Source organism: Kitasatospora sp. NPDC101801, assembly GCF_044766665.1.
GTDB lineage: Bacteria > Actinomycetota > Actinomycetes > Streptomycetales > Streptomycetaceae > Kitasatospora.
On record NZ_JBIWML010000012.1, the window covers coordinates 112,224 to 133,519 of the forward strand.

Here is a 21,296-nt window from a genome sequence, read left to right on the forward strand (position 1 = left end):
GGCTGGCAGGTGAGCCCGGTCAGCCGATGCCGTGCCTCAGCGCGCGCCGCCTCCGGGCTCGCGGGCCGGTGCTGCCGGCCCTGGAGGCCGGTGCCGACCGCAGCCTCGGGATCACCGTCGGCGCACTCGGCCGAACTGGTGATGACAGGTGGCGCCCCGCCTCCCCGACCGGGGCGCCACCCGGACCAACGGCACGTCGAGAGGAACTGATCCAGTGTCAGGCCAGCAGACCGGCGGCACCGTCGCCAACCCCGTGATCCCCGGCTTCCACCCCGATCCGAGCATCTGCCGGGTCGGTGACGACTACTACGTGGTGTGCTCCAGCTTCGAGTACTTTCCCGGCATCCCGGTCCTCCACAGCCGAGACCTGGTCAACTGGACCCAGATCGGCAACGCCCTGGACCGGCCGGGCCAGCTGCGGCTGCCCGCGTCCACGCTCTCCTCCGGCGGCCTCTACGCGCCGACGCTGCGCCACCACGACGGCCGGTTCTGGCTGATCGTCACCAACGTGGCCGAGGGCGGGGGCAACCTGCTGTTCAGCGCCACCGACCCAGCCGGCCCGTGGTCCGAGCCGACCAGGGCACCCGGGGTGCCCGGCATCGACCCGGACCTGGCCTGGGACGAGGACGGCACCTGCTGGTGCACCGTGGCCGGGGTCTCCCAGGTCCGGTTGGACCCGCGCACCGGCGAGACCTCCGGCGAGGTGCGCCGGGTCTGGTCCGGCACCGGTGGGGTGGCCCCCGAGGCCCCGCACCTGTACCGGATCGGTGAGTACTGGTACCTGATGATCGCCGAGGGCGGCACCGAGCGCGGCCACGCCGTCTCGATCGCCCGCGGCCCCTCGCCCGCCGGACCGTTCGAGCCCTGCCCGGCCAACCCGGTCCTGACCCACCGCGGCACCGGCCGCGCGGTCCAGAACACCGGCCACGCCGACCTGGTGCAGGGTCCGGACGGCTCCTGGTGGATGGTGCTGCTCGGCGTCCGACCGCAGGGCGGCACCCCTGGCTGGCACGTGCTCGGCCGGGAGACCTTCCTCGCACCGGTCGAGTGGGCGGACGGCTGGCCGGTGGTCGGTGAGGTCACCACCGAACTGCCTCTCCCCGCCTGGCCGTTGCAGCCCGGGCCCGAGACACCGGTCCGGGACGACTTCGATCAGGTCGAGCTCGGGCCCCGCTGGATCTCGCTGCGCGAGCGGCCGGACGGGCTGTGCACCACCAAGGAGCGCACCGGCTGGCTGACCCTGCGCGGCCGGGGCTCGCTGGACACCCTGTACGCGGTACTGGTCGGCCGCCGCCAACAGCACCTGGAATGCCACGTCCGCACCCGGGCCGACCCGGCCGAGGGCCGGGGCGGCCTGGTGGTCCGGCTGGACGAGGAGCACCACTACGAGCTGGAGGCCGCCGATGGTGCGGTGCGCCTGCTCGCCCGGGTCGGCCCGCTGCGGACGGAGGTGGCGCGCCGTCAGGTGCCCAGCGGCCCGGTGGTGCTCGGCCTGCGGACCGGCCCGCAGCCGCCACGCGACGCCCGCACCGGCCCGGACGACCTCAGTTTCGGCATCGAGGAGCCGGACGGTACCTTCGCCGTGCTCGGCACCCTGAGCGGCCGCTACCTCTCCACCGAGGTGGCCGGCGGCTTCACCGGCCGGGTGATCGCCATGTACGCCGCCGAGGGCACCGTCCACTTCGACTGGTTCGACTACCAGCCGCAGTAGACCCGCCCCCAAGGCCACCCCGACCCCATTGCCACCGATCGGGGACGCATCAGATCAGACTTCAAGGGCACCGTCACCACCTACGACACCTACCGGACCACCCGGTACGACGCTCCCTCCATCGAGGGGATCAAGACCTTCAACCCGTACTGGAGCGTCCGTCAGAGCAAGCGGACCAGTGGCACCATCACCACCGGCAACCACTTCGACGCCTGGTCCCGGGCGGGCACGCTGCTCGGCACCGTGAACTACATGATCCTGGCGACCGAGGGCTGCCAGAGCAGCGGCAGCTCCGACCTCACGGTGGACTCCACCTCGGGCGGTCCCGGTGGCGGAGGCACCGCTACAACCTCGACGTGGCGGTCAGCGGCTCCGCCAACTGGACCGTCACGATGAACGTGCCGTCCCCGGCCAAGGTCCTGCCGACCTGGAACGCCACCACCAGCTCCCCGAGTTCGCAGGTGATGGTCGCCAAGCCGGACGGCAACGCCCAGCGGACCGGGGCGCGGTTGGTGGCACGCTGATCTCACGGGGCTGATCCGATGCGGCGATCGTCCTGCTCCCGGCACAGCGCCGGCCCGAGGTGACGGCGACGGTCGTCGATCCGGCGGCCATTCGTGCGATGCGCAGGTGGTCCTCCTTCGAATCCTCTCCGGAAACCGGCATCGTCACCAGGCGCTCCGATTCTGCGGCGACGGCACCTGAACTCACAACTCCTCTACGCTGAAGGTCGGGTGGAAACGCCTGGTGTGGTCGAGGGGGCGCACCGGGCCGGCCAGCCGGAGCGGGACCCGGAAACCGGCATCGTCACCAGGCGGTCCGATTCTGCGGCGACGGCACCTGAACTCACAACTCCTCTACGCTGAAGGTCGGGTGGAGACGCCTGGTGTGGTCGAGGGGGCGCACCGGGCCGGCCAGCCGGAGCGGGACGGTGAATCGGGCGTCGGTGCTGGAGGCGGAGACCCGCAGCTCCAGGGCGCCCGGCTCGACGATCCGGTGGCCCTCGCGGCCGGTGAAGGAGGCGAGGTCGGCGGGGAGGTCGAGCTTCACCCGGCAGCCGGCTCCGGCGGCGAGCTCGATCCGGCGGTAGCCGATCAGGCGCTGGACCGGCTGGACCACACTGGCCACCGGGTCGTGCAGGTAGAGCTGCACCACCTCGGCGCCCGCCCGCTCGCCGGTGTTGCGCAGATCGAAGGCGAGCCGGAACGCGCCGTCCGTGCCGGTCTCCGCCGTCTCCACCGTCAGGCCGGACCAGTCGAACTCGCTGTAGCCGAGCCCGTGTCCGAAGCCGTAGGCGGGCGTCGGGTCGATGCTGGAGACGCCGCTCGCCTGGGCCAGAGGGGCGGCCAGGTAGGTGGACGGCTGGACGTTCGGGTGAGCGGGGACGGAGACCGGCAGCCGCCCGGACGGGTTGACCCGTCCGCTCAGCACCCCGGCCAGGGCCCCGGTGCCGGCCTCGCCCGGGAAGAAGCACTGCACCACGGCCGCGGCCTCGGTGGCGGCGCGCCCCAGCGCGTACGGCCGCCCGGCCAGCAGGGTGACCACCACCGGGGTGCCGCAGTCCAGTAGCGCGTCGAGCAACTCTCGCTGAAGACCCGGCAGTTCGAGCGAACCGGCGTCGCAGCCCTCGCCGCTGGTGCCCCGACCGAACAGCCCGGCCCGGTCACCGAGGGCCAGCACCACCACGTCGGCCTCCCGGGCGGCTCGGACCGCCTCGGCGATGCCGGCCCGGTCCGCGCCGTCCACGCTCACACCGAGCACGGTCCGCAGCTCGCTGCCGGCGAACTCGGCTGCCAACGCCTCGCGCAGGGTCGGGAGTTCGATGCCCAGTGGCACCTCCGGATGCCGGCTGCCGACGTGCACGGGGAAGGCGTAGCAGCCGAGCACGGCGGTGGGTTCGTCGGCGTTGGGACCGATCAGCGCGATCCGGGAGGGGCGTCCCAGCGGCAGCAGGCCGTCGTTGCGCAGCAACACCACCGCCTGCTCCGCGAGTTCGGCGGCGAGCGCGCGGTTGGCGGGCCGGTCGAGGTCGACCAGGCCGCGCAGGGCCTCGGGGTCGGTCAGGTCGGTGTCGGCGAGGACGTCGGGCACCGGGTCCCAGTCCGGGTCCAGCAGCCCCAGTTGAGCCTTCTGGACCAGCACCCGGCGCAGCGCCCGGTCGATCAGCTGCTCCGGTACCGCCCCGGTGGTGACGGCGTCGAGCAGGGGCTGTCCGAAGGTCTTCACGGTGGGCAGTTCGACGTCCACACCGCTGCCGAGGGCCTGGGCGGCGGCGTCCGACCAGTCCTCGGCGACGCCGTGCAGGGTCTTGAGGAAGGCGATGCCGAAGTAGTCGGCGACCAGGGTGCCGGTGAAGCCCCAGGTGTCCCGGAGCAGTCCGGTGAGCAGGGCCTCGTCGGCGGCGGAGGGCAGGCCGTCGGTGTCGGTGTAGGCGTGCATGACCGAGCGGGGGCGGCCCTCGCGGACGGCCATCTCGAACGGCGGCAGGATCACGTCCGCCCGCTCGCGCGGTCCCATGCTCACGGGCGCGAGGTTGCGCCCGGCCCGGGAGGCCGAGTATCCGGCGAAGTGCTTGAGGGTGGCGACGATCCCGGCGGACTCCAGGCCCCGGACGTAGGCGGTGGCCACGGTGCCGACCAGGTACGGGTCCTCACCGATGGTCTCCTCGACCCGGCCCCAGCGGGCGTCGCGGACCACGTCGAGCACCGGTGCGAGGCCCTGGTGCACGCCGACGGCCCGCAGGTCGCGGCCGATCGCGGCGGCCATCGTCCGGACCAGCTCCGGATCGAAGGTGGCGCCCCAGGAGAGCGGCACCGGGTAGGCGGTGGCGCCCCAGGCGGCGAAGCCGGCCAGGCACTCCTCGTGGGCGAGGGCAGGGATGCCGAACCGGTTGGCGGCGACGATCCGCCGTTGGGTGCGCAGCAGGGAGAGCGCGCCGAGCGCGGGATCTACCGGCACGCTGCCGAACGATCTGGTCAACTGTCCAAGCCCGTGCGGAAGTTGGGTGTCGAGATCGAGAGGCTCCGCCATCTCGTGCTGGTGTGGGGCGACTTCACCGCCGCCCTCCCCGGCGGCGACCCAGACGCCGATCAGCTGGGCGGTCTTCTCCCGCAGGGTCATCGCCGCGATCAGGGCGTCGGCCCGGGCCTCCGGGGGGAGCACGGTGTCCCGCCAGGCGGGGGTCACCTCGGCGCCGGGGTCGTGGGTGGTACTCATTTCCCTCCAACGCCCGTCAGGCCCTGGACCAGGGCGCGGCGGGCGAACAGGTAGACGACGAAGACGGGGAGCGTGGACAGCACCACGGCGCTGAGCAGACCGGGCACGTCGACGCCGTGCTCGGTCTGGAACTCGTACAGACCGAGGGTGACGACCTTGGTGGAGTCGGACTGGGTGAGGATCAGCGGGAACAGGAAGCCGTTCCACGCCTGGAGCGCCGCGAAGACCACGACGGAGGAGATCCCGCCCTTGGAGAGCGGCAGCACCAACTGCCGGAACACCCGGGCCGGGGAGGCGCCGTCCATCGCCATCGCCTCGTACAGCTCGGGGCTGATGTCGCGCATCGCGCCCGTCAGCACCAGGGTGCAGACCGGGAGGCAGAAGGCGGCGGTGGGCAGGATGACGCCGATCAGGTGGTCGTACAGCCCGGCCTTGCTGATCAGGTAGAACATCGGCACGATCACCGCCTGGGCGGGGATCGCCAGGCCGAGCAGGAACAGTCGGAACACCCAACTCGGCGCCCGCCCACGGGCCCTGACGATCGCGTAGGCGAGCGGCGGGACGACCAGCAGGACGATGGCGACCACGCTGGCCGTGACGGCCAGGGTGTTGAGGAAGTCCTGCCCGAAGCCGTTGGACAGGTCGGTCAGGTAGTTCTGGAAGGTCCACTCAGCGGGCGGGCCGAGCGGGCCGGTGGTGGAGTAGTCGGCGCGGGTCCGGACGGTGGCCAGCAGCAGCACGTAGAGCGGCAGGCCGACCAGCAGCAGCCAGACCAGTGACCCCAACCCGGCGATGTAGTTGGGACGTTGACGCATGGTTCAGAGCCCTTCCGCCGTGCCGCGCATCCGGTCGTAGCCGGTGAACTTGACCACCGCGAGCGAGATCAGGGTGGCGATGACCACCAGGACGAGGGCGATGGCCGAGCCGGCTCCGAAGTCGAAGCTCTTGAAGGCCTTCTGGTACATGTGGAAGGCGCTGACGGTGGTGTCGGTACCGGGGCCGCCCTGGGTGAGGATCAGCACCGTGTCGAAGGTGGTGAGCCCGCCGACCACCATCAGCACCGCGGAGGTGATGACGGTGTTGCGCAGCTGCGGCAGGGTGATGTGGAAGAACTGCCGGACGGTGCCCGCCCCGTCGATCGACGCGGCCTGGTAGAGCACCTGCGGGATCGCCCGGGCGCCGCCCTGGTAGATCAGGGCGTGCAGCGGGGTGAACTGCCACACGCCGACGAAGGTGAGCACCGCGACCGCGCCGCTCTGGCTGCCGAGCAGATTGCCGTCGCCGAACAGCCAGCTGAGCTGGGACGGCACGCCGAAGTTGGGATCCAGGACGGCCCGCCACACCACGGACACGGCGGTGGCGGAGAGCAGCAGTGGGACGAAGTAGATCGCCGAGAGCACGGCCCGGTTGCGCTGGTGACCGGCGGCCCAGACACCGAGCAGCACGGCGACCGGCGTCTGGGTGGCCACACCGAGGACGGTGAGCAGCAGGGTGATCCCGATCGACTGGATCATCACCGGGTCGTGGATCAGCGCGGTCCAGTTGTCCAGGCCGTTGAAGCGCGGCTCGGTGATGCCGTCCCAGTGGGTGAAGGAGAGCACGGCCACCAGCAGCAGCGGCACGATCGCGAAGAGCGTGAAGAACAGCGCGGCGGGTGCCGCCCAGAGGAAGCCCGGGCGGGTCACCCCAGCGCCGGACTTCGGGGTGGACGTCATGCGTCGGGCAAGGCCTGCATGGCCTTGACGAAACCGTCGGCGTCGAGCTTGCCGTTGAAGAACTGCTGGACGGCGGCCTGCATCGGGGTGCCGGCGCTCGGCGGGTAGGCCTGGTCCCAGGAGAGCTGGAACGACGGGGCGGCCTTGACCAGCTCGAACTGGTACTTGGAGTACGCCGGGCTGGCCGCGGTGTCCAGGAAGTCGACGGTGTTGCCGGTGGTCGGCAGGTTGCCGACGGCGAGCTGGGCCTTGACGAACTCGTCGGAGTACATCAGCTTCAGGAAGGCGGCGGCGGCCTCGGGGTGCTTGGTCTTCTTCAGCACCGAGTAGAAGTTGTTGGTGTTGCCGACCACGTCGGCCGGGTCGCCCTTGCCGCCGTTCACGGTCGGGAAGCCGGTGTAGCCGAGGCCCGACTTGGTGAACTCCGGGTTGCCGTCCTGCTGGGTGGAGTAGTACCAGGAGCCCATCAGCTCGAAGGCGGCCTTGCCCTTGGCCACCAGGGCGGGGGAGCCGCCGTCGGTGAACTTGACGGAGTCGAAGTTGCTGCCGAACGCGCCGGCGTCGACCAGCTCCCGCAGGGTGGTCAGCGCCTTGCGGCTGTCCTCGCTCGCCCAGGCGGACGGGTCGCCGTTCACCGCCTTCCGGAACAGGCCGGGCCCGGCGACCCGGTCGTACAGGTACTCGAACCACATCAGGGTCGGCCAGCGGTCGGCGCCGCCGAGGGCGATCGGTGTGACGCCCTTGGCCTTCAGGGTCCGGCTGGCGGCGATCAGTTCGTCCCAGGTCGTCGGCGGGGTCAGACCGGCCTCGGCCAGCACCTTCTTGTTGTGGAACAGCAGCACCGGCTGGGTGCCGCGCATCGGGACGCCGTACGGCTTGCCGTCCACCGTCGCGGAGTTGAACACCGAGGGCAGGAAGTTGTCCTTCAGCCCCGGGTCCCGGGCGATGAAGTCGTCCAGCGGGAGCAGCAGTCCGGCCTTGACGAAGGGCTGGATGGAGCCGCCGCCCCAGTTGAAGAAGACGTCCGGGGCCTGCGGGGTGTTGATGACGGTCTGCAGCTTCTGCTGGTAGTCGGCGCCGGGGACGGTGTCCAGCACCACCTTGACCTTGGAGGTCCTGTTGAAGGTCTCGACAATCTGCTTCTCGACCTTGTTGGTGGCGTCGCCGTACACCAGCACGCGGATCGTCCCTGAGCCCGCGTCGGAGGAGGAGCCGCCCGAACCGCAGGCCGCGGTCATGCCCAGGACGAGGACGGTGGCCGCAGCGGTCGCGGTGAATCTCGATCCCATACTCTGCCTATCATGCGAATGTTGCGATGAAAGTGCCGAATGTTGTGGGAAACTTAGAGCCGCCCCTGCCGCCAGTCAAGGGGTCCGGCGGATCCGGCCACCGACCGGTCGACCGGTCGACCGGCTAGCATCCGTGCCGTACGAACAACCACAGCAGCGGAGTTCGCCCGATGGGGCAGTGCAGGAGGATCTGGTGACCAGAGCCGCGACGCTCGCCGAGATCGCGCAGGAGGCCGGTGTCTCGGCCCCGACTGTTTCGAAAGTCCTGAACGGCCGGGCCGATGTCGCCCCGGCCACCCGGGAGCGGGTGGAGGAACTGCTGCACCGGCACGGCTACCGGCGGCGCGGCGGCGCCCGGACCAGCCCGCTGCTCGACCTGGTCTTCCACGAGTTGGAGAGCTCCTGGGCGATGGAGGTGATCCGCGGCGTCGAGAACGTGGCGCGCGAGGAGGGTCTGAGCATCGTGCTCTCGGAGTCCTCCGGGCGGCTCACCCCGGGCCAGTCGTGGGTGGACGGGGTGCTTGCCCGCCGCCCCACCGGTGTCCTGCTGGTCCTGTCCGGTCTGGACCGCTCCCAGCAGGAGCAACTGGCCGGCCGCGGCATCCCGTTCGTGGTGCTGGATCCGGCCGGCGACCCCGGCCAGGGGGTGCCCGCCGTCGGCACCACCAACTGGGACGGCGGCCTCGCCGCCACCCGGCACCTGGTCGACCTCGGCCACCGCAGGATCGGCCTGATCGGTGGGCCGGGCCGGATGATGTGCGCCCGGGCGCGGGCCGACGGGTACCGGGCCGCGCTCGACATCGCGGGTATCGCCTACGCCCCTGAACTGGTCCGCGAGGGCGACTTCCACCACGAGGCGGGCCACCGGATCGGGCTCGACCTGCTGACCCTGCCGGACCGGCCGACGGCCGTCTTCGCCGGGAACGACCTGCAGGCCCTGGGGCTCTACGAAGCCGCCCGTGAGTTGGGGCTGCGCATCCCCGAGGACCTCAGCGTGGTCGGCTTCGACGACCTGCCGCCGGCCCGCTGGGTCGGCCCACCGCTGACCACCGTCCGCCAGCCGCTGACCGAGATGGCCGAGGTCGCCGCCCGCATGGTGATCGACCTGGCCCGGGGCACCCGGCCCGGCGCGCTGCGGGTGGACCTGGCCACCAGCCTGGTCGAGCGCAGCAGCACCGCCCCGCCGCGAAATCCCTCCCGGACGGTTGACGGTGGATCAGACGGGTCCTCGGATCACCGCTGACGCCGACGGAGGCCCCGAAAGTTTCGGCCCTTCGGGACCACGGCGGGTCACCACAAGGGCAAGCTGTACGGCTGGGACGTGGTGAACGAGGACGGCTGCCGCAGGCGAGCGAGTGCGGGTCCTCACCGTGCCGAGCCGAAGCCGCCCCGGACGGAAGCGCGCCGTCCGAGGCCGCCACCCGGTAGCTGTCGCCGGTGGCGTGACAGGGCCCGGCACGGGGGGCCGGACGGCGGTCTGCCCGGCACACCCCGCTGTTGCCGCCGGGGACGGAAAGGCTGCCGCGTGCTGACGCCCTTTCGGCGAGCTGGAGATCGGGGTCAGGGGAGGTTGAACTCCAGGGCCGGGTTGGCGTTCCGGACCAGGGCCTTGGCCTGCTCCGGCCACCAGGCGCCGGCCGGGGGGTCGACGACGCCGTACTCGGGGTCGATGGTGCCGCCCGGGATGCTGCGGTTGCACTGCCCGTCGGACTGGCCGACGGTCTTGATCCACAGATAGGCGTCCACGAGTGGGACGCCGGTGTCCGCGGTCGGCCGGTTGCCGATGCCGCGACCGGGGGCGTTGCACCAGGTCTGCGGGTCGCCGTCGTACTTGCCGACGGGCGGGGTCCAGGCGCCTTGGCCGCTGCGGCTGGTGTCGACGACCAGGTGGGTGAGCTCCGGCACGGGCGGGGTGCCGACGTTCTGCTGGAACCACTCGTCGGTCCAGTGCCAGGTGGCCGGGTCGTCCACGTTCACCGAGTTGCCCGGCTGTCCGTCGTTCGGCGCCGTCGGGGAGTAGTACTGTCCGGCGCACCAGTCGGGGTGGCCCTTGGCCCAGTCCGGGCCCTTGGTGGCGAACCACAGGCACTGGGAGACCCAGGTGCCGTAATGGGTGCCCAGGTCAGTGCCCAGGTAGTTGGAGACGTTCAGCGAGAACCCCTGGGTGCGACCGACCCCCGCCTGGATCAGCCGCCGCGAGATGTCGCCGACGCCGCGCCAGTGGCTGTTGCCGGCGTCCAGGTAGACCACGCTGTTCGGCTGCCGCTCCAGTGCGTCGATCGCATGGTCGAGGTCGGCGAGGCGGCCGCTGGTGAGGGTGCCGGTGGGGTCGCTGTCGGGGCCGCAGTCGGAGGGAAGGTTGGCCAGCCCGTCCGGCTCCAGCACGACGACGGCCTTGCTCCGGCCGAGCCCCCGGGCGAAGGCGTCGATCCAGGCCCGGTACGCGGCGTCCGACTGCGCACCGCCGGAGGAGTACTGCGAGCAGTCGCGCAGCGGGATGTTGTACGCCACCAGGACCGGAACGGTACGCGTCAGCTCGGCCCGCCGCACCAGGCTGCGTACCCGGGACTCGACCTGCGCCGGAGTGCCATCGGTGAACCAGGCGGCCTCCGGCCAACTGGCCAGTTCCGCCATGGACCTGGCGCCCTCGAAGTCGTGGTGCAGCAGGTCTGTCACCGCCTGGTGGGCGGCGTCGCCGGCCGGGTCGACGTAGAAGCGGGAGTTGGCCGGCAGGGTGTGCGAGGCCGGCGCGGTGCTCGACTCGGCGGAGGCCGGGGCGGTGCCGCCGAGCACCAGGGCGAGTGTGCTCGCGGTCAGGACGGATCGGTGCAGGGGGATACGCACGGGGTTCCTTTCGGTGGACCGGGCCCGGCCCGGGACCGCAGGGGGGTCGGTCCGGAGCCGGGAGGGGGTGCGGATCAGTAGCCGTAGATCATCTTGTAGGCGACCTCCGGCAGGAACTGTCCCGCCGAGGAGCCGGCGCCGGCACCGCAGTTGCCGTCGGACTCGCCGGGGATCTTGATCCACAGCAGCATCTCGGCACCGCCGCCGCGCTGGGGCGGAGCGCCGATCCGGCGGCCGGCCGGGTTGCACCACTGGCCGTCGGAGCCGTTGCCGTTGCGGCTGGTGTCGACCACGAAGGGCTTGGTGTAGCCGTAGGAGCTCAGGGCGGAGTTGACCGCGTTGCCGTAGGAGCCGTCCTGGTCGGTGCGGAAGTAGTTGGAGACGTTCAGTGAGAAGCCGTGGGCCTCGCCGACCCCGGCGGCGGCGAGCTGCTGTGCCATGGTGGAGGCGCCGATCCAGCCGGGGTTCCCGGCGTCCAGGTAGACCCAGGTGTTGGGGGCCTTGGCCTTGAACTGGGCGATGGCGTTCCTGAGCATGGCGTTGCGCTCGGTGACCTGACCGGACGTCATGCAGCTCTCGTGGCCGAGGGCGTCGGGTTCGAGCACGACCAGGGCCGGACGGTTGCCGATGCCGCCGGCGAAGGCCGCGATCCAACTGTCGTACGCGGCCCGGCTGCCCGCGCCGCCACCGGACTGGCCGGCGCAGACGTCCCGATTGGGGATGTTGTACGCGACCAGGACCGGCAGCTTGTCGTAGGAGTCGGCGCGGCCGACGTAGGCGCCGGCCGCCGAGCCGATGTCGCCGCTCCAGTTGCCGAACCAGCGGGCGGCCGGGGTGTCGGCGATCGAGGAGCGGATCGCCGTCGCCCGCCCGTCACCGGGGTTGGCGTTGGCCCAACGCAGGGCGGAGTTGTCGGGGTCGAGATAGAAGCCGCTGGTCATGGTGGTCGGATCGGCCGCGTGGGCGGTACCGGTGTTGATCACGGCGAGACCGGCGGTGAGGACTCCGGCCAGCAGTGCCGAGGCCGTACGGACGGACGTGCGCATGGTTTCCTCCGGTGGGTGGGGCGGAGAAGTGGAAGTGCTCTCGCACATCCAGGGGTTGGTGGCAGGTCAGCCCAGCGTCCACTGCTGGTTCCGGCCGCCGCTGCAGCTCCACAGCTGGACGGGCGTGCCGTCGGCGGTGGCCAGACCGGCCACGTCCAGGCAGAGCCCTGACTGCACCCCGATGACGGTGCCGTTCGCGTTCACCTGCCACTGCTGGTTCGGCTGGCCGTTGCAGGACCAGACCACCACCTTGGTGCCGTTCGCGGTGCCCTTGGCGCTGGCGTCCAGGCACAGCGTGCTGCCGCCCACGGTCACGGTCAGCTGGTTCGACGCGGTCCGGGTCCAGGTCTGGTTCGCGCCGCCGTCGCAGGTGTGTACCTGCTGCTGGGTGCCCAGGGCCTGGTCCGTATCGGTCAGGCACTTGCCCGCGTCCACCGCGCGCAGCGCGCCGGTCGTACCGCCGCCGGGTGACCCGGCGTCCAGGCCCATGAAGCTGATGGCCCGGGCGGCCATCGTGGAGCCCTTCACCGGCAGTTCGTGTCCCAGTCCGGCCAGGCTGTACGCCTCGACCTGGGTGGTGCCGGAGCTGTTGCCGTACCGCGTACGGGTCCAGTCGACCGCGGGGGAGTCAGTGGCCGACGGGGTCTGGCTCACGCCGAGGACGTCGGTCCACTGCTTGATCTGCTCGCCGAGGTTGTTGTGGTTCAGGATGGTGTCGGCGGTTCCGTACCACAGCTGCACGCGCGGACGCGGGCCGGTGTAGCCGGGGTGGGCCGAGTCGCGGACCAGGCTGCCCCACTGCTGCGGGGTCCTGGACACCCGGCCCTGGGCACAGTCGGAGTTCCAGCCGCGCACGGAGCCGGTGTAGAAGCAGCGGTAGGGCACGCCCATGAACGCCGCGCCCGCCCGGAACACGTCGGGGTAGTCGGCGAGCATCACGTCCGTCATCATCGCGCCGGACGACTGCCCGGTCACGTACACGGCGTTGGGGTTGCCGCCGTAGCGCTGCTCGACGTAGGTGATCACCGACATCAGCCCGACCGGGTCACTGCCGCCGTTGCGGGTCAGGGCCTGGTCGGAGGAGACGTCCCAGCAGCTCGCGCCGGGCGTCGACGGATAGATGACCAGGAAGCCGTACCGGTCGGCCAGCGAGGCGAAGTCGGTGCTCGAGTACAGGTAGGGCCCGCTTCCCTGACACCCGTGCAGCGCCAGGAGGACCGGGGGGTTGGCCCTGACGTTGTTCGGTACGTACAGGTGCATGGCCAGGCCGGTCGGATTCGTACCGAAACCGGTGACCTGGGTCAGCGAGGCCGCGGCCGCCGGCGTGGTGGCCGGGAGACCCAGGCCGAGTGCGAGACCGACCAAGGAAACGAGGGTGATCAAACGGTACTTGAGGGAGCGGGAACGGGACATGGGACCTCTCCGGCCGAATTTGTTTTGAGCGTTGATTATGGTGGGGTGTCGTCACCGTGAAAGCAATACCGATGCACGCCCAACCTGGCGGCCGCGACGCCGAGTTGACCCTGCGAGAGTCGGTCGGCGCCGCTCTCCCGATGGCGTCGAAACTTTCGAGGGCCTGGCGAGAAGCTGATCAACGTCGCGGGCTCGCGCTGACTCTCACGCCCCTGGCCTGCGTGGATGCGGTCGATGGCAGGGAGGGAGTCACGAAACCTCGGTCGAAAGTGTTGACATCCCGTCAGGTACGGGCCAACACTGGCGCCGTCGACAAAATCGGGCAGCCGCGGGCCACCACCCTGCGCACCAACCGGTTTCCGGGCAGCCACTGTTGGCAGTAGATCGGCTCCGTGCGCCGCCGCGCCACCCTTCCGTTCCATTCCGGCGTGCTGCGGCCGAATGCGTGCCACGCATTGACGACGCTTCACCTGGACATGTCGGTCAGGGCCGCGTTGCGACGTCAATTGTTAGCGCTAACAGGCGAATTGTCGGCCCCACCGGCATTCAGGTTCCCCCACCCCAAGGAGAGCGATCCGTCATGCCACGGTTCGACAGGAAATCCCGTCTCCGCAATTCTCTGACGGCAGCCGTCTGCCTGGCCGCCCTCGCACTCCCGGTCGTCGCCGTGGGCCCGGTGGCCCAGGCCGCCGGGACGACGCTCGGGACGGCGGCGGCCGACACCGGCCGGTACTTCGGCACCGCGGTGGCCGCCGGCCGGCTCGGCGACCCGACCTACACCGGCGTCCTCAACCGGGAATTCACCATGGTCACCCCGGAGAACGAGATGAAGTGGGACGCCGTCGAGCCGTCCCGTGGATCGTTCACCTTCGGCGCGGCCGACCGGATCGTCAGCCAGGCCACCGCGCAGGGCCAGCGGATGCGCGGCCACACCCTGGTCTGGCACTCCCAACTGCCTGGCTGGGTCGGCTCGATCGGCGACGCGAACACCCTGCGCAGCGTGATGGGCAATCACATCACCACCGAGATGAACCACTACAAGGGCAAGATCTACGCCTGGGACGTGGTCAACGAGGCCTTCGCCGACGGGGGCAGCGGTCAGCACCGCAGCTCCGTCTTCCAGAACCTGCTCGGCGACGGCTTCATCGAGGAGGCGTTCCGCACCGCCCGGAACGTCGACCCGGCGGCCAAGCTCTGCTACAACGACTACAACATCGAGAACTGGACCGACGCCAAGACCCAGGGCGTCTACCGCATGGTCAAGGACTTCAAGTCCCGTGGCGTGCCCATCGACTGCGTCGGCCTGCAGAGCCACTTCGGCGCCGGCGGCCCGCCGGCGAACTTCCGGACCACGATCTCGAGCTTCGCCGCGCTCGGCGTGGACGTCCAGCTCACCGAGCTCGACATCGCCCAGGCGTCCACCACCGCCTATGCCGACACCGTCAGGGCCTGCCTCGCCGTCGCCCGCTGCACCGGCATCACGGTGTGGGGCATCCGGGACAGCGACTCGTGGCGCGGTGGCGAGAACCCGCTGCTCTTCGACAACAGCGGTAACAAGAAGCCCGCCTACGGCGCGACCCTGGCCGCCCTCGGCGGCGGCAGCGGCACGCCGGGCGGGGGCATCGTCTCCGGCGCCGTCTACACGCTCTCCGCCGTGGCTGCCGGACGGGTGCTCGACCAGCCCGCGGGCCAGAACGGCAACGGCACCCAACTCCAGGTCTGGGACGCCGGCGGCCGCCCCAACCAGCAGTGGCGGGCCGACCGGCTCGGCGACGGCTCCTACACCCTGACCAACCTCGCCAGCGGCCGGGTGCTCGACCAGCCGGGGAACCAGGCGGCGAACGGGACCAGGACGCAGGTCTGGGACGCCAGCGGCGGTGCCAACCAGCACTGGCGGGCCGACCCGAACGGCGACGGCTCCTACACGCTGACCAACGTCGCCAGCGGCCGGGCGCTGGAGATCCCCGGCGGCCAGACCGCCAACGGCGCCCCCGTCCAGATCTGGGACTCCAACGGCGGCGCCAACCAGCACTGGAACTTCAGGTGAGCTGAGCCGCACGCCGGTGCCGGAGACCCGGCACCGGCCGACCGGCCCACCTCGCCCGCGCGCGCTCGGGGCGGCACGCGCAGGTGAGCGGTGAAATCGCCGCGTGACAGCCCCGTCCGTTCCCACAGGAGGTCCTGATGCGCAGAGAGAAATCCAGCCGTAGGCGGCTGTCCCTGATACTGACCGCCGTGGTCGCCGCCTTGGTGGCGCCGGCCGCGATGCTGGTGGCCGGCCCGGCCCAGGCGGCCACCAGCGGCGCCCTGCGCGGCACGGGTTCCGGCCGCTGTCTCGACGTGACCAACGTCAGCCAGAGCGACGGCGCGCTCCTGCAGATCTACGACTGCTCAGGTGGGACCAACCAGCTCTGGACGGCGACGTCCGGCAACGCGCTGACGGTCTACGGCAACAAGTGCCTGGACGTCCCCGACCACGCCACCACTGCCGGGACCCGGGTGCAGATCTGGTCCTGCAGCGGCGGGGCGAACCAGCAGTGGCGGGTGAACGCCGACGGTACGGTGGTCGGCGTCGAGTCCGGCCTCTGCCTGGACGTCTCGGGCGCCGGTACGGCCAACGGCACGGCGGTGCAGCTCTGGACCTGCAACGGTGGCGGCAACCAGAAGTGGACCGGCCTGTCCGGGGGTTCGAATCCGACTCCGACGCCGACCGGCGGCAGCTGCGCCCTTCCGTCCGCCTACCGGTGGTCCTCGACCGGTGCGCTCGCAGAGCCGGCCAACGGGTGGGCCTCGGTGAAGGACTTCACCAGCGTGGTGCACAACGGCAAGCACCTGGTCTACGCGTCGAACGTGAACGGGTCGTCGTACGGCTCGATGGTGTTCAGCCCCTTCACCAACTGGTCCGAGATGGCCTCGACGGGCCAGAGCGGGATGAGCCAGGCCGCGGTCGCGCCCACGCTGTTCTACTTCGCGCCCAAGAACATCTGGGTACTGGCGTACCAGTGGGGTGCGTGGCCGTTCAGCTACCGAACTTCGAGCGACCCGACCAACCCCAACGGCTGGTCCGCGCCCCAGCCGCTGTTCACCGGCAGCATCCCCAACTCCGGCACCGGCCCGATCGACCAGACCCTGATCGCCGACGACCAGAACATGTACCTGTTCTTCGCCGGTGACAACGGCAAGATCTACCGGGCGAGCATGCCGATCGGGAACTTCCCGGGCAGCTTCGGCTCCTCCTACACCACGGTCCTGAGCGACACGACGGCCAACCTGTTCGAGGCGCCGCAGGTCTACAAGGTCAAGGGCCAGAACCAGTACCTCATGATCGTCGAGGCAATGGGTGCGAACGGGCGCTACTTCCGGTCCTTCACCGCGTCCGGCCTGAGCGGGACGTGGACTCCGCAGGCCGGCAGCGAGGGCAACCCGTTCGCGGGCAAGGCCAACAGCGGAGCGGGCTGGACCAACGACATCAGTCACGGTGACCTGGTGCGCTCCAACCCCGACCAGACCATGACCATCGACCCCTGCAATCTGCAACTCCTCTACCAGGGCAAGTCCCCCTCCGCGAGCGGCCCCTACGACCAACTGCCGTGGCGGCCGGGCGTCCTGACCCTGCAGCGCTGACCAGCCCGACCGACCTGCGGGACGGGTGTCCCGCCCGGCCCGGCTCATGCTCACCGTCCCGAGGAACCCCGGCTGGAGGCGGCCGGGGTTCCCCGGGAACCGGATGGCCTCTTCCGCCCGATGTGTTCACGCTCCGGGCTTGAACCGTTCTTGGTTCGGTGGAGCTCTCAGGTTGTGGTTTCCGGTCGCTCGTCGGCACTCCGAGGGGCTGACAGATCACGGTGACCGGCAGGGGTGCCGCGAAGCCCTCGACCAGGTCGACGCGCTGTCCGGGCGCCCAGCTCTCGGCCAACTGCGCGGCGAGCGCGGCGACATGGGGGCGCAGCGCGTCGGCCGTGGCCGGGGTGGACGCCCGGGTTGCCGGGCGGCGCAGCCGGGTGTGGTCGGGCGGGCCGCTGTTGGGCATCCCACCGGTCTGACCGGAGGTCCGTCCCGTCGGTTCTCAGTTGCGGGTGACGCCGAATCCGGTGTCCTGGAGCGCGGCGGTCCACACGTCGCGATCGAACCACCGGGTGATGTCCGGGGCCAGGCTGGTGATGGCGTCCATGCGGGCCTGCCAGTCATGGCCGGAGGGGCCGCGACTGCCGTCGCAACCGGTGCAGCCGTCCTCGCCGTGGAGGTGACCGGCCAACCAGGCGTTGACCAGCACGTTGAGGAGAGCGGCGTAGAGGTCCCCGCCGTTCTCCGCGAGCTGGTCGGGGAAACCGGCCAGGAGCAGGGCCAGTTCGGGGTTGTTCAACGGGGGCAGGGGTGCCTGGCCCACGTCCCGGGGGTCGGCATGGTGCAGGGCCGCCCGGCGCCGCCGCGCGATGGCTCCGGCAAGTGCGGCCGCGTCGAAGTAGCGCCAGGCGGAGTGCTCCGGGATCCCCAGTCGGCCGGCCACGGTGCTGATGTTCCGTTCGATGGTGTCGGCCACTGTCCCGGGCCGGACCGTGATGCCGAGGCGTGCCAGTTCGGCCAGGGTCGCCGCCACCGCGTCCTTGAAGGCTTGCGTCTCTCTCACAGCCAGCAGGGTAGACCTCGCGGTCGGGGTATCCAGTCGATCCCTGGCCGGGGCCGGACGACGGGCTCATCCCCACGGACGCGAACGGCGGTAGGTCGGACCGGCTGTCGCCGATTGCGCCGCAGACGGCGCCTGCATGATCAGATGAGTGCACCGGCCACGGATGCCACCCCTGTCGGCGCCCCGGTCCGCGCTGCATCCGGTCGACGCCCCGGTCCGCTCCCTGGTCCGCTCGGCCCGGAGGCATCCGCCGGATCGGGCACCTGGTGGTCCGGGCTGTCGTCCCGGCGACAGGCCGCGAGACCCTGCGTCGGATCCTGGACGAGGGAAGTCACGCAGGACGGGTGTTACCGGACAGCTGAGCTCGACCAGTCCATGCACCTGATCTGCTCGGAGCTCGTCACGCGATCTCGTATGTGATGGCTGGTCAGCCGTGACCGACGTGCTGATTCGGCCGTTCAAGAGGTTGTCTCACGTGGCACGTCTCGCGAGCTTCCGGTCGCAGGTCAGGGCGGTGGCCATGGCCGGGCCTCGGCTCCGCCAGTCGTTGCGGACCACGTACGGGATCTTGAGACCATGAGCAGCCCATGGCAGGCTCAGCCCACTGCGCGAAGATCGAGCAGGCCGCCAGGTCGGCCGCGCCACGCACGGCTTGGCCTGTGCTGAGCGGCCCCGCCGGTAAGCGACCGGGCAACCCTCCAGGAGACGCCCCCGCCTGCCCCTGCGGTCGTCACTCCGTCGCGAAGAGCGACCGCCCGACGTACTGCGTGTCGGTGTACTCGCGAACCGAGATGATCAGGCCGTCCCGCACTGTGAAGATGCCCAGGCAGACGTTGTCGTACGTGCGGCCGTTGGCGGCCGCGCCCTTGGCCGTCCACTCGGCGACCACTCGATCTCCTTCCGCGATCACGCTGGTCAGGGCGACCACCGGGGCGCCGTCCGGAGCGAAGAGGCGGCCCACCCCGCCGAGGAAGTCGTCGACGATGGCGTCCCGGCCCTGCCAGGTGCGGCTGATCGGGAGGTCGCCCGGGTACTCCCAGGTGGCGTCGGGGGCGAAGGCGGCGACCACGGCGTCCAGGTCACCCTCGGCGACGGCGGTGACGTAGCGGACCACGGCGGTGCGGGGGTCGGTCATCTGATGCTCCTTCGGATCGGAATTCGGTGGGGGTTCAGGAGAGGGTCAGAACGGCGTTGCCGCGGACCTTGCGGTCGCGCAGATCGGCCAGGACGTCGGCGGTACGGCTCCAGTCCTCGACCACGCCGATCTCGGGGTGCAGCCGCTGCTCGGTCACCAGCCGGACCAGGGTCTCCAGATCGGCCGCGTCCGGGGCGTCGTGGTCGGCGTAGCTGAAGTGCCGGACGGTCGCCGAGACCGGGCCCGCGAAGAAGTCGAAGAAGTTCAGCAGTGCGGGCTCGCGGCCGGCCTGGCCGAACCAGATCAGTTCGCCACGCGGCGCGAGCCGGGACAGGGCTGCAGCCAGGCCCGCCCCACCGGTCGACTCCAGCACCAGGTCGAAGGGGCCCTCCGCCGCGGCGACCTCCCGGATCACGGCGGCCGCGCCGAGCTGGGCCAGCCGGGCACCGCGCTCCCCCGAGCCGGTGACGGCCGTCACCGACGCGCCCGCCGCGGCGGCGAGTTCGACGAAGTAGTGCCCGACACCGCCGGAGGCCCCGGTGAGCAGCACGCGCCGGTCGGCGACACAGCCTGCGGCCCGGAGCAGCCGGAGCGCCGTCAACCCAGCCAGCGGCAGCGCCGCCGCCCGGACGGCGGAGACCTCGCCCGGCAGCCGCGCCAGCGAACCGCTCGACACTGCCACGTACTCCGCCCAGCCGGCCGACGCCGGGTGTGCCACCACCCGCTCGCCGACAGCAGGACCGGAGCCGTTCGCCGCGGCCTGGACCACCAGCCCCGCCACATCCTTCCCGGGCCGCCAACCAGCCTCCGGCTGCTCCAGCTGGAAGGTTTCGCCCCGGTTCACCGAGTACGCGTCCACCTTCACCAGCACCTCACCGGGCCCCGGTTGCGGCTCCGGCACCTCGGTCCGGAGTACCGGCTCGTCGGGCCGGCCGGTGGCCACGAATGCCTTCATCGTTCCTCGTCTCCCGCTGTGCTTCGGCCGGTGCCGCCCGGCTGGTGTTCAGCTAACCGGGCAGGCCGGAGGCCGGTCCAACAACCGGACGAGGGCTTTGACAACCGGTGGTTGTCGGCCAGGATGACCGTCGTGACTGCCGATCCGGATCTCGATCTCGCCCAGGTGCGCGCCTTCGTGGCGACCGCCGGGACGCTGCACTTCCGGAGGGCGGCCGAGCAGCTGACGCTCACTCAGCAAGCGGTCTCCAAAAGGATCTCCCGGCTGGAGGAGACACTCGGCACCCGGCTGTTCGAGCGCGGCGGCAGAACCGTGGAACTCACCGAGGCCGGCGCCCGGTTCCTGGCTCCGGCCCGCGCGCTGCTGACCGCCGGGGACGCCGCAGTGGCGGCCCTGCGGCAGTCGCCACGGCCCGTACGACTCGACGTCTGGGGGCACCTGTTCGCCCCGCTGCGCACCGTCCGGGAGGTTCTCGACCTCCCGCCGCCGCTGCACGTGGAGGTCGGCCCGGGCCGGGATCTGCCCGGGGTGGCCGGCGCGCTGCTCCGTGGGGAGAGCGACGCCGGGTTCGGGCGTTTCCACCGCTCCCCGGACGGCCGCTCCTCGCACGGTCAGGACGAGCCGCTCGCCCACCGGCTGGTCCGCCTGGAGCCGGTGGACGCGGTACTCGCCGCCGACCACCCGCTCGCCCGGGCGGACGCTCTGCGACCGGCCGAACTGGCGGGCCTGCGGCTGCTCCTCCCCGCCACGGCCGAACGGCTCGACTTCCTCCAGCGGTTCGCCGAGCACTTCGGCGTCCCGATGCTGCCCGGCGAGGCCAACCTGGGCCCCGAGCACTTCCTGGGGCGGGTCCGGACCACGCCGGACGCCTTCACCCTGCTGCCCGCCGAACTGCCGCTCCCCGCAGGCTCCCGCCTGGCTGCCGTGCCCCTGGTCGAGCCCACCCCGCTCTACGCCTGGTCACTGGTGTGGTGCCGGAACCGGCAGGAACCGGGGGTCACCGAACTCCTGCGCCGCTTCGCCGAGGTGGGCGGCCGCCGCCGCTGGCTGGAGTACCGCCCGGAACGTGACTGGCTCCCCGCAGCGGACCAGGTCGCCAGTAGGTGGGCAGCGGGGTAACCACCGAGGCGCGGGGAACGGTACGACACCGGAAGTGACGGCGCCGCACCTTCCGCCTCGCGCAGTTCCTCGCGCCCCGATGCGGCTGATGCCCCGGCAGCCCAGGGCCTGCGATGCGGTGTCGGCGGGCCCGGGTGGTCGCGGGCAGGACCCGACGCCTGATCAGCTCCCGGCGCACGTTCCTGCTGTCGTCGGCCTGGTCTCCGAGCAGAGCCTGCGGGCGTTG

The 21,296-nt window shown here is 71.3% G+C and carries 15 protein-coding genes and 1 pseudogene; 6 read left to right on the top strand and 10 right to left on the bottom strand.

The window, feature by feature from the left end:
• Nucleotides 1-214 precede the first annotated feature (214 nt).
• Nucleotides 215-1,711, top strand: coding sequence for a glycoside hydrolase family 43 protein (locus ACIRPK_RS16830; RefSeq protein WP_403038998.1), 1,497 nt, complete (start codon nt 215-217; stop codon nt 1,709-1,711).
• A 60-nt stretch (nt 1,712-1,771) separates the two neighbouring features.
• Nucleotides 1,772-2,235, top strand: a pseudogene (locus ACIRPK_RS16835) (glycoside hydrolase family 11 protein); the annotation flags it as partial.
• Nucleotides 2,236-2,557: 322 nt separating this feature from the next.
• Here ACIRPK_RS16835 and ACIRPK_RS16840 read toward each other — a convergent pair.
• The 4 genes from ACIRPK_RS16840 to ACIRPK_RS16855 are packed head-to-tail and all read right to left on the bottom strand — an operon-like array spanning nt 2,558 to nt 7,931.
• Complete coding sequence (locus ACIRPK_RS16840; protein ID WP_403039001.1) at nt 2,558-4,927, bottom strand: beta-glucosidase; 2,370 nt, start codon at nt 4,925-4,927, stop codon at nt 2,558-2,560.
• Nucleotides 4,924-5,742: a carbohydrate ABC transporter permease gene (locus ACIRPK_RS16845; RefSeq protein WP_403039004.1), complete on the bottom strand. Its 819-nt coding sequence runs from the start codon at nt 5,740-5,742 to the stop codon at nt 4,924-4,926. Before ACIRPK_RS16845 ends, ACIRPK_RS16840 begins: the two co-directional genes overlap by 4 nt.
• 3 nt (nt 5,743-5,745) lie before the next feature.
• Entirely contained in the window at nt 5,746-6,642 is an 897-nt protein-coding gene (locus tag ACIRPK_RS16850; protein ID WP_403039006.1) for a carbohydrate ABC transporter permease, read from the bottom strand.
• Nucleotides 6,639-7,931, bottom strand: a complete 1,293-nt coding sequence (locus ACIRPK_RS16855; protein ID WP_403039009.1) for an ABC transporter substrate-binding protein — start codon at nt 7,929-7,931, stop codon at nt 6,639-6,641. Before ACIRPK_RS16855 ends, ACIRPK_RS16850 begins: the two co-directional genes overlap by 4 nt.
• Before the next feature lie 193 nt (nt 7,932-8,124).
• Between ACIRPK_RS16855 and ACIRPK_RS16860 the strand changes: the two genes are divergently transcribed.
• On the top strand, nt 8,125-9,174 hold the full coding sequence (locus ACIRPK_RS16860; RefSeq protein ID WP_403039011.1) for a LacI family DNA-binding transcriptional regulator: 1,050 nt from the start codon (nt 8,125-8,127) through the stop codon (nt 9,172-9,174).
• Between the two features lie 317 nt (nt 9,175-9,491).
• Here ACIRPK_RS16860 and ACIRPK_RS16865 read toward each other — a convergent pair whose 3' ends face one another.
• The 3 genes from ACIRPK_RS16865 to ACIRPK_RS16875 all read right to left on the bottom strand — a co-directional run bounded on the left by ACIRPK_RS16865 (nt 9,492) and on the right by ACIRPK_RS16875 (nt 13,186).
• Nucleotides 9,492-10,775 (bottom strand): glycoside hydrolase family 6 protein, encoded by a 1,284-nt coding sequence (locus tag ACIRPK_RS16865; protein WP_403039013.1) that lies wholly within the window; start codon nt 10,773-10,775, stop codon nt 9,492-9,494.
• A 74-nt stretch (nt 10,776-10,849) separates the two neighbouring features.
• Nucleotides 10,850-11,821 (bottom strand): glycoside hydrolase family 6 protein, encoded by a 972-nt coding sequence (locus ACIRPK_RS16870; protein WP_403039016.1) that lies wholly within the window; start codon nt 11,819-11,821, stop codon nt 10,850-10,852.
• A gap of 66 nt (nt 11,822-11,887) precedes the next feature.
• A complete protein-coding gene (locus ACIRPK_RS16875) occupies nt 11,888-13,186 on the bottom strand; it encodes a PHB depolymerase family esterase (RefSeq protein WP_403039019.1) in 1,299 nt (432 codons plus the stop codon).
• A 628-nt stretch (nt 13,187-13,814) separates the two neighbouring features.
• Here ACIRPK_RS16875 and ACIRPK_RS16880 point away from each other — a divergent pair.
• Nucleotides 13,815-15,281 carry an endo-1,4-beta-xylanase gene (locus ACIRPK_RS16880; RefSeq protein ID WP_403039022.1) on the top strand — a complete coding sequence of 489 codons (1,467 nt, stop codon included), beginning with the start codon at nt 13,815-13,817 and terminating at the stop codon, nt 15,279-15,281.
• 137 nt (nt 15,282-15,418) lie between these two features.
• Complete coding sequence (locus tag ACIRPK_RS16885) at nt 15,419-16,858, top strand: non-reducing end alpha-L-arabinofuranosidase family hydrolase (RefSeq protein ID WP_403039025.1); 1,440 nt, start codon at nt 15,419-15,421, stop codon at nt 16,856-16,858.
• A gap of 442 nt (nt 16,859-17,300) precedes the next feature.
• Here ACIRPK_RS16885 and ACIRPK_RS16890 read toward each other — a convergent pair whose 3' ends face one another.
• The 3 genes from ACIRPK_RS16890 to ACIRPK_RS16900 all read right to left on the bottom strand — a co-directional run bounded on the left by ACIRPK_RS16890 (nt 17,301) and on the right by ACIRPK_RS16900 (nt 19,951).
• Nucleotides 17,301-17,861, bottom strand: coding sequence for a hypothetical protein (locus tag ACIRPK_RS16890; RefSeq protein ID WP_403039028.1), 561 nt, complete (start codon nt 17,859-17,861; stop codon nt 17,301-17,303).
• Nucleotides 17,862-18,591: 730 nt separating this feature from the next.
• Nucleotides 18,592-18,996 (bottom strand): nuclear transport factor 2 family protein, encoded by a 405-nt coding sequence (locus ACIRPK_RS16895; RefSeq protein ID WP_403039031.1) that lies wholly within the window; start codon nt 18,994-18,996, stop codon nt 18,592-18,594.
• Nucleotides 18,997-19,030: 34 nt separating this feature from the next.
• Nucleotides 19,031-19,951, bottom strand: coding sequence for a zinc-binding dehydrogenase (locus ACIRPK_RS16900; protein ID WP_403039034.1), 921 nt, complete (start codon nt 19,949-19,951; stop codon nt 19,031-19,033).
• Nucleotides 19,952-20,074: 123 nt separating this feature from the next.
• On the opposite strand from ACIRPK_RS16900, the gene ACIRPK_RS16905 reads away from it, so the two are divergent.
• Nucleotides 20,075-21,070: a LysR family transcriptional regulator gene (locus tag ACIRPK_RS16905; RefSeq protein WP_403039037.1), complete on the top strand. Its 996-nt coding sequence runs from the start codon at nt 20,075-20,077 to the stop codon at nt 21,068-21,070.
• The last annotated feature ends 226 nt before the right edge of the window (nt 21,071-21,296 follow it).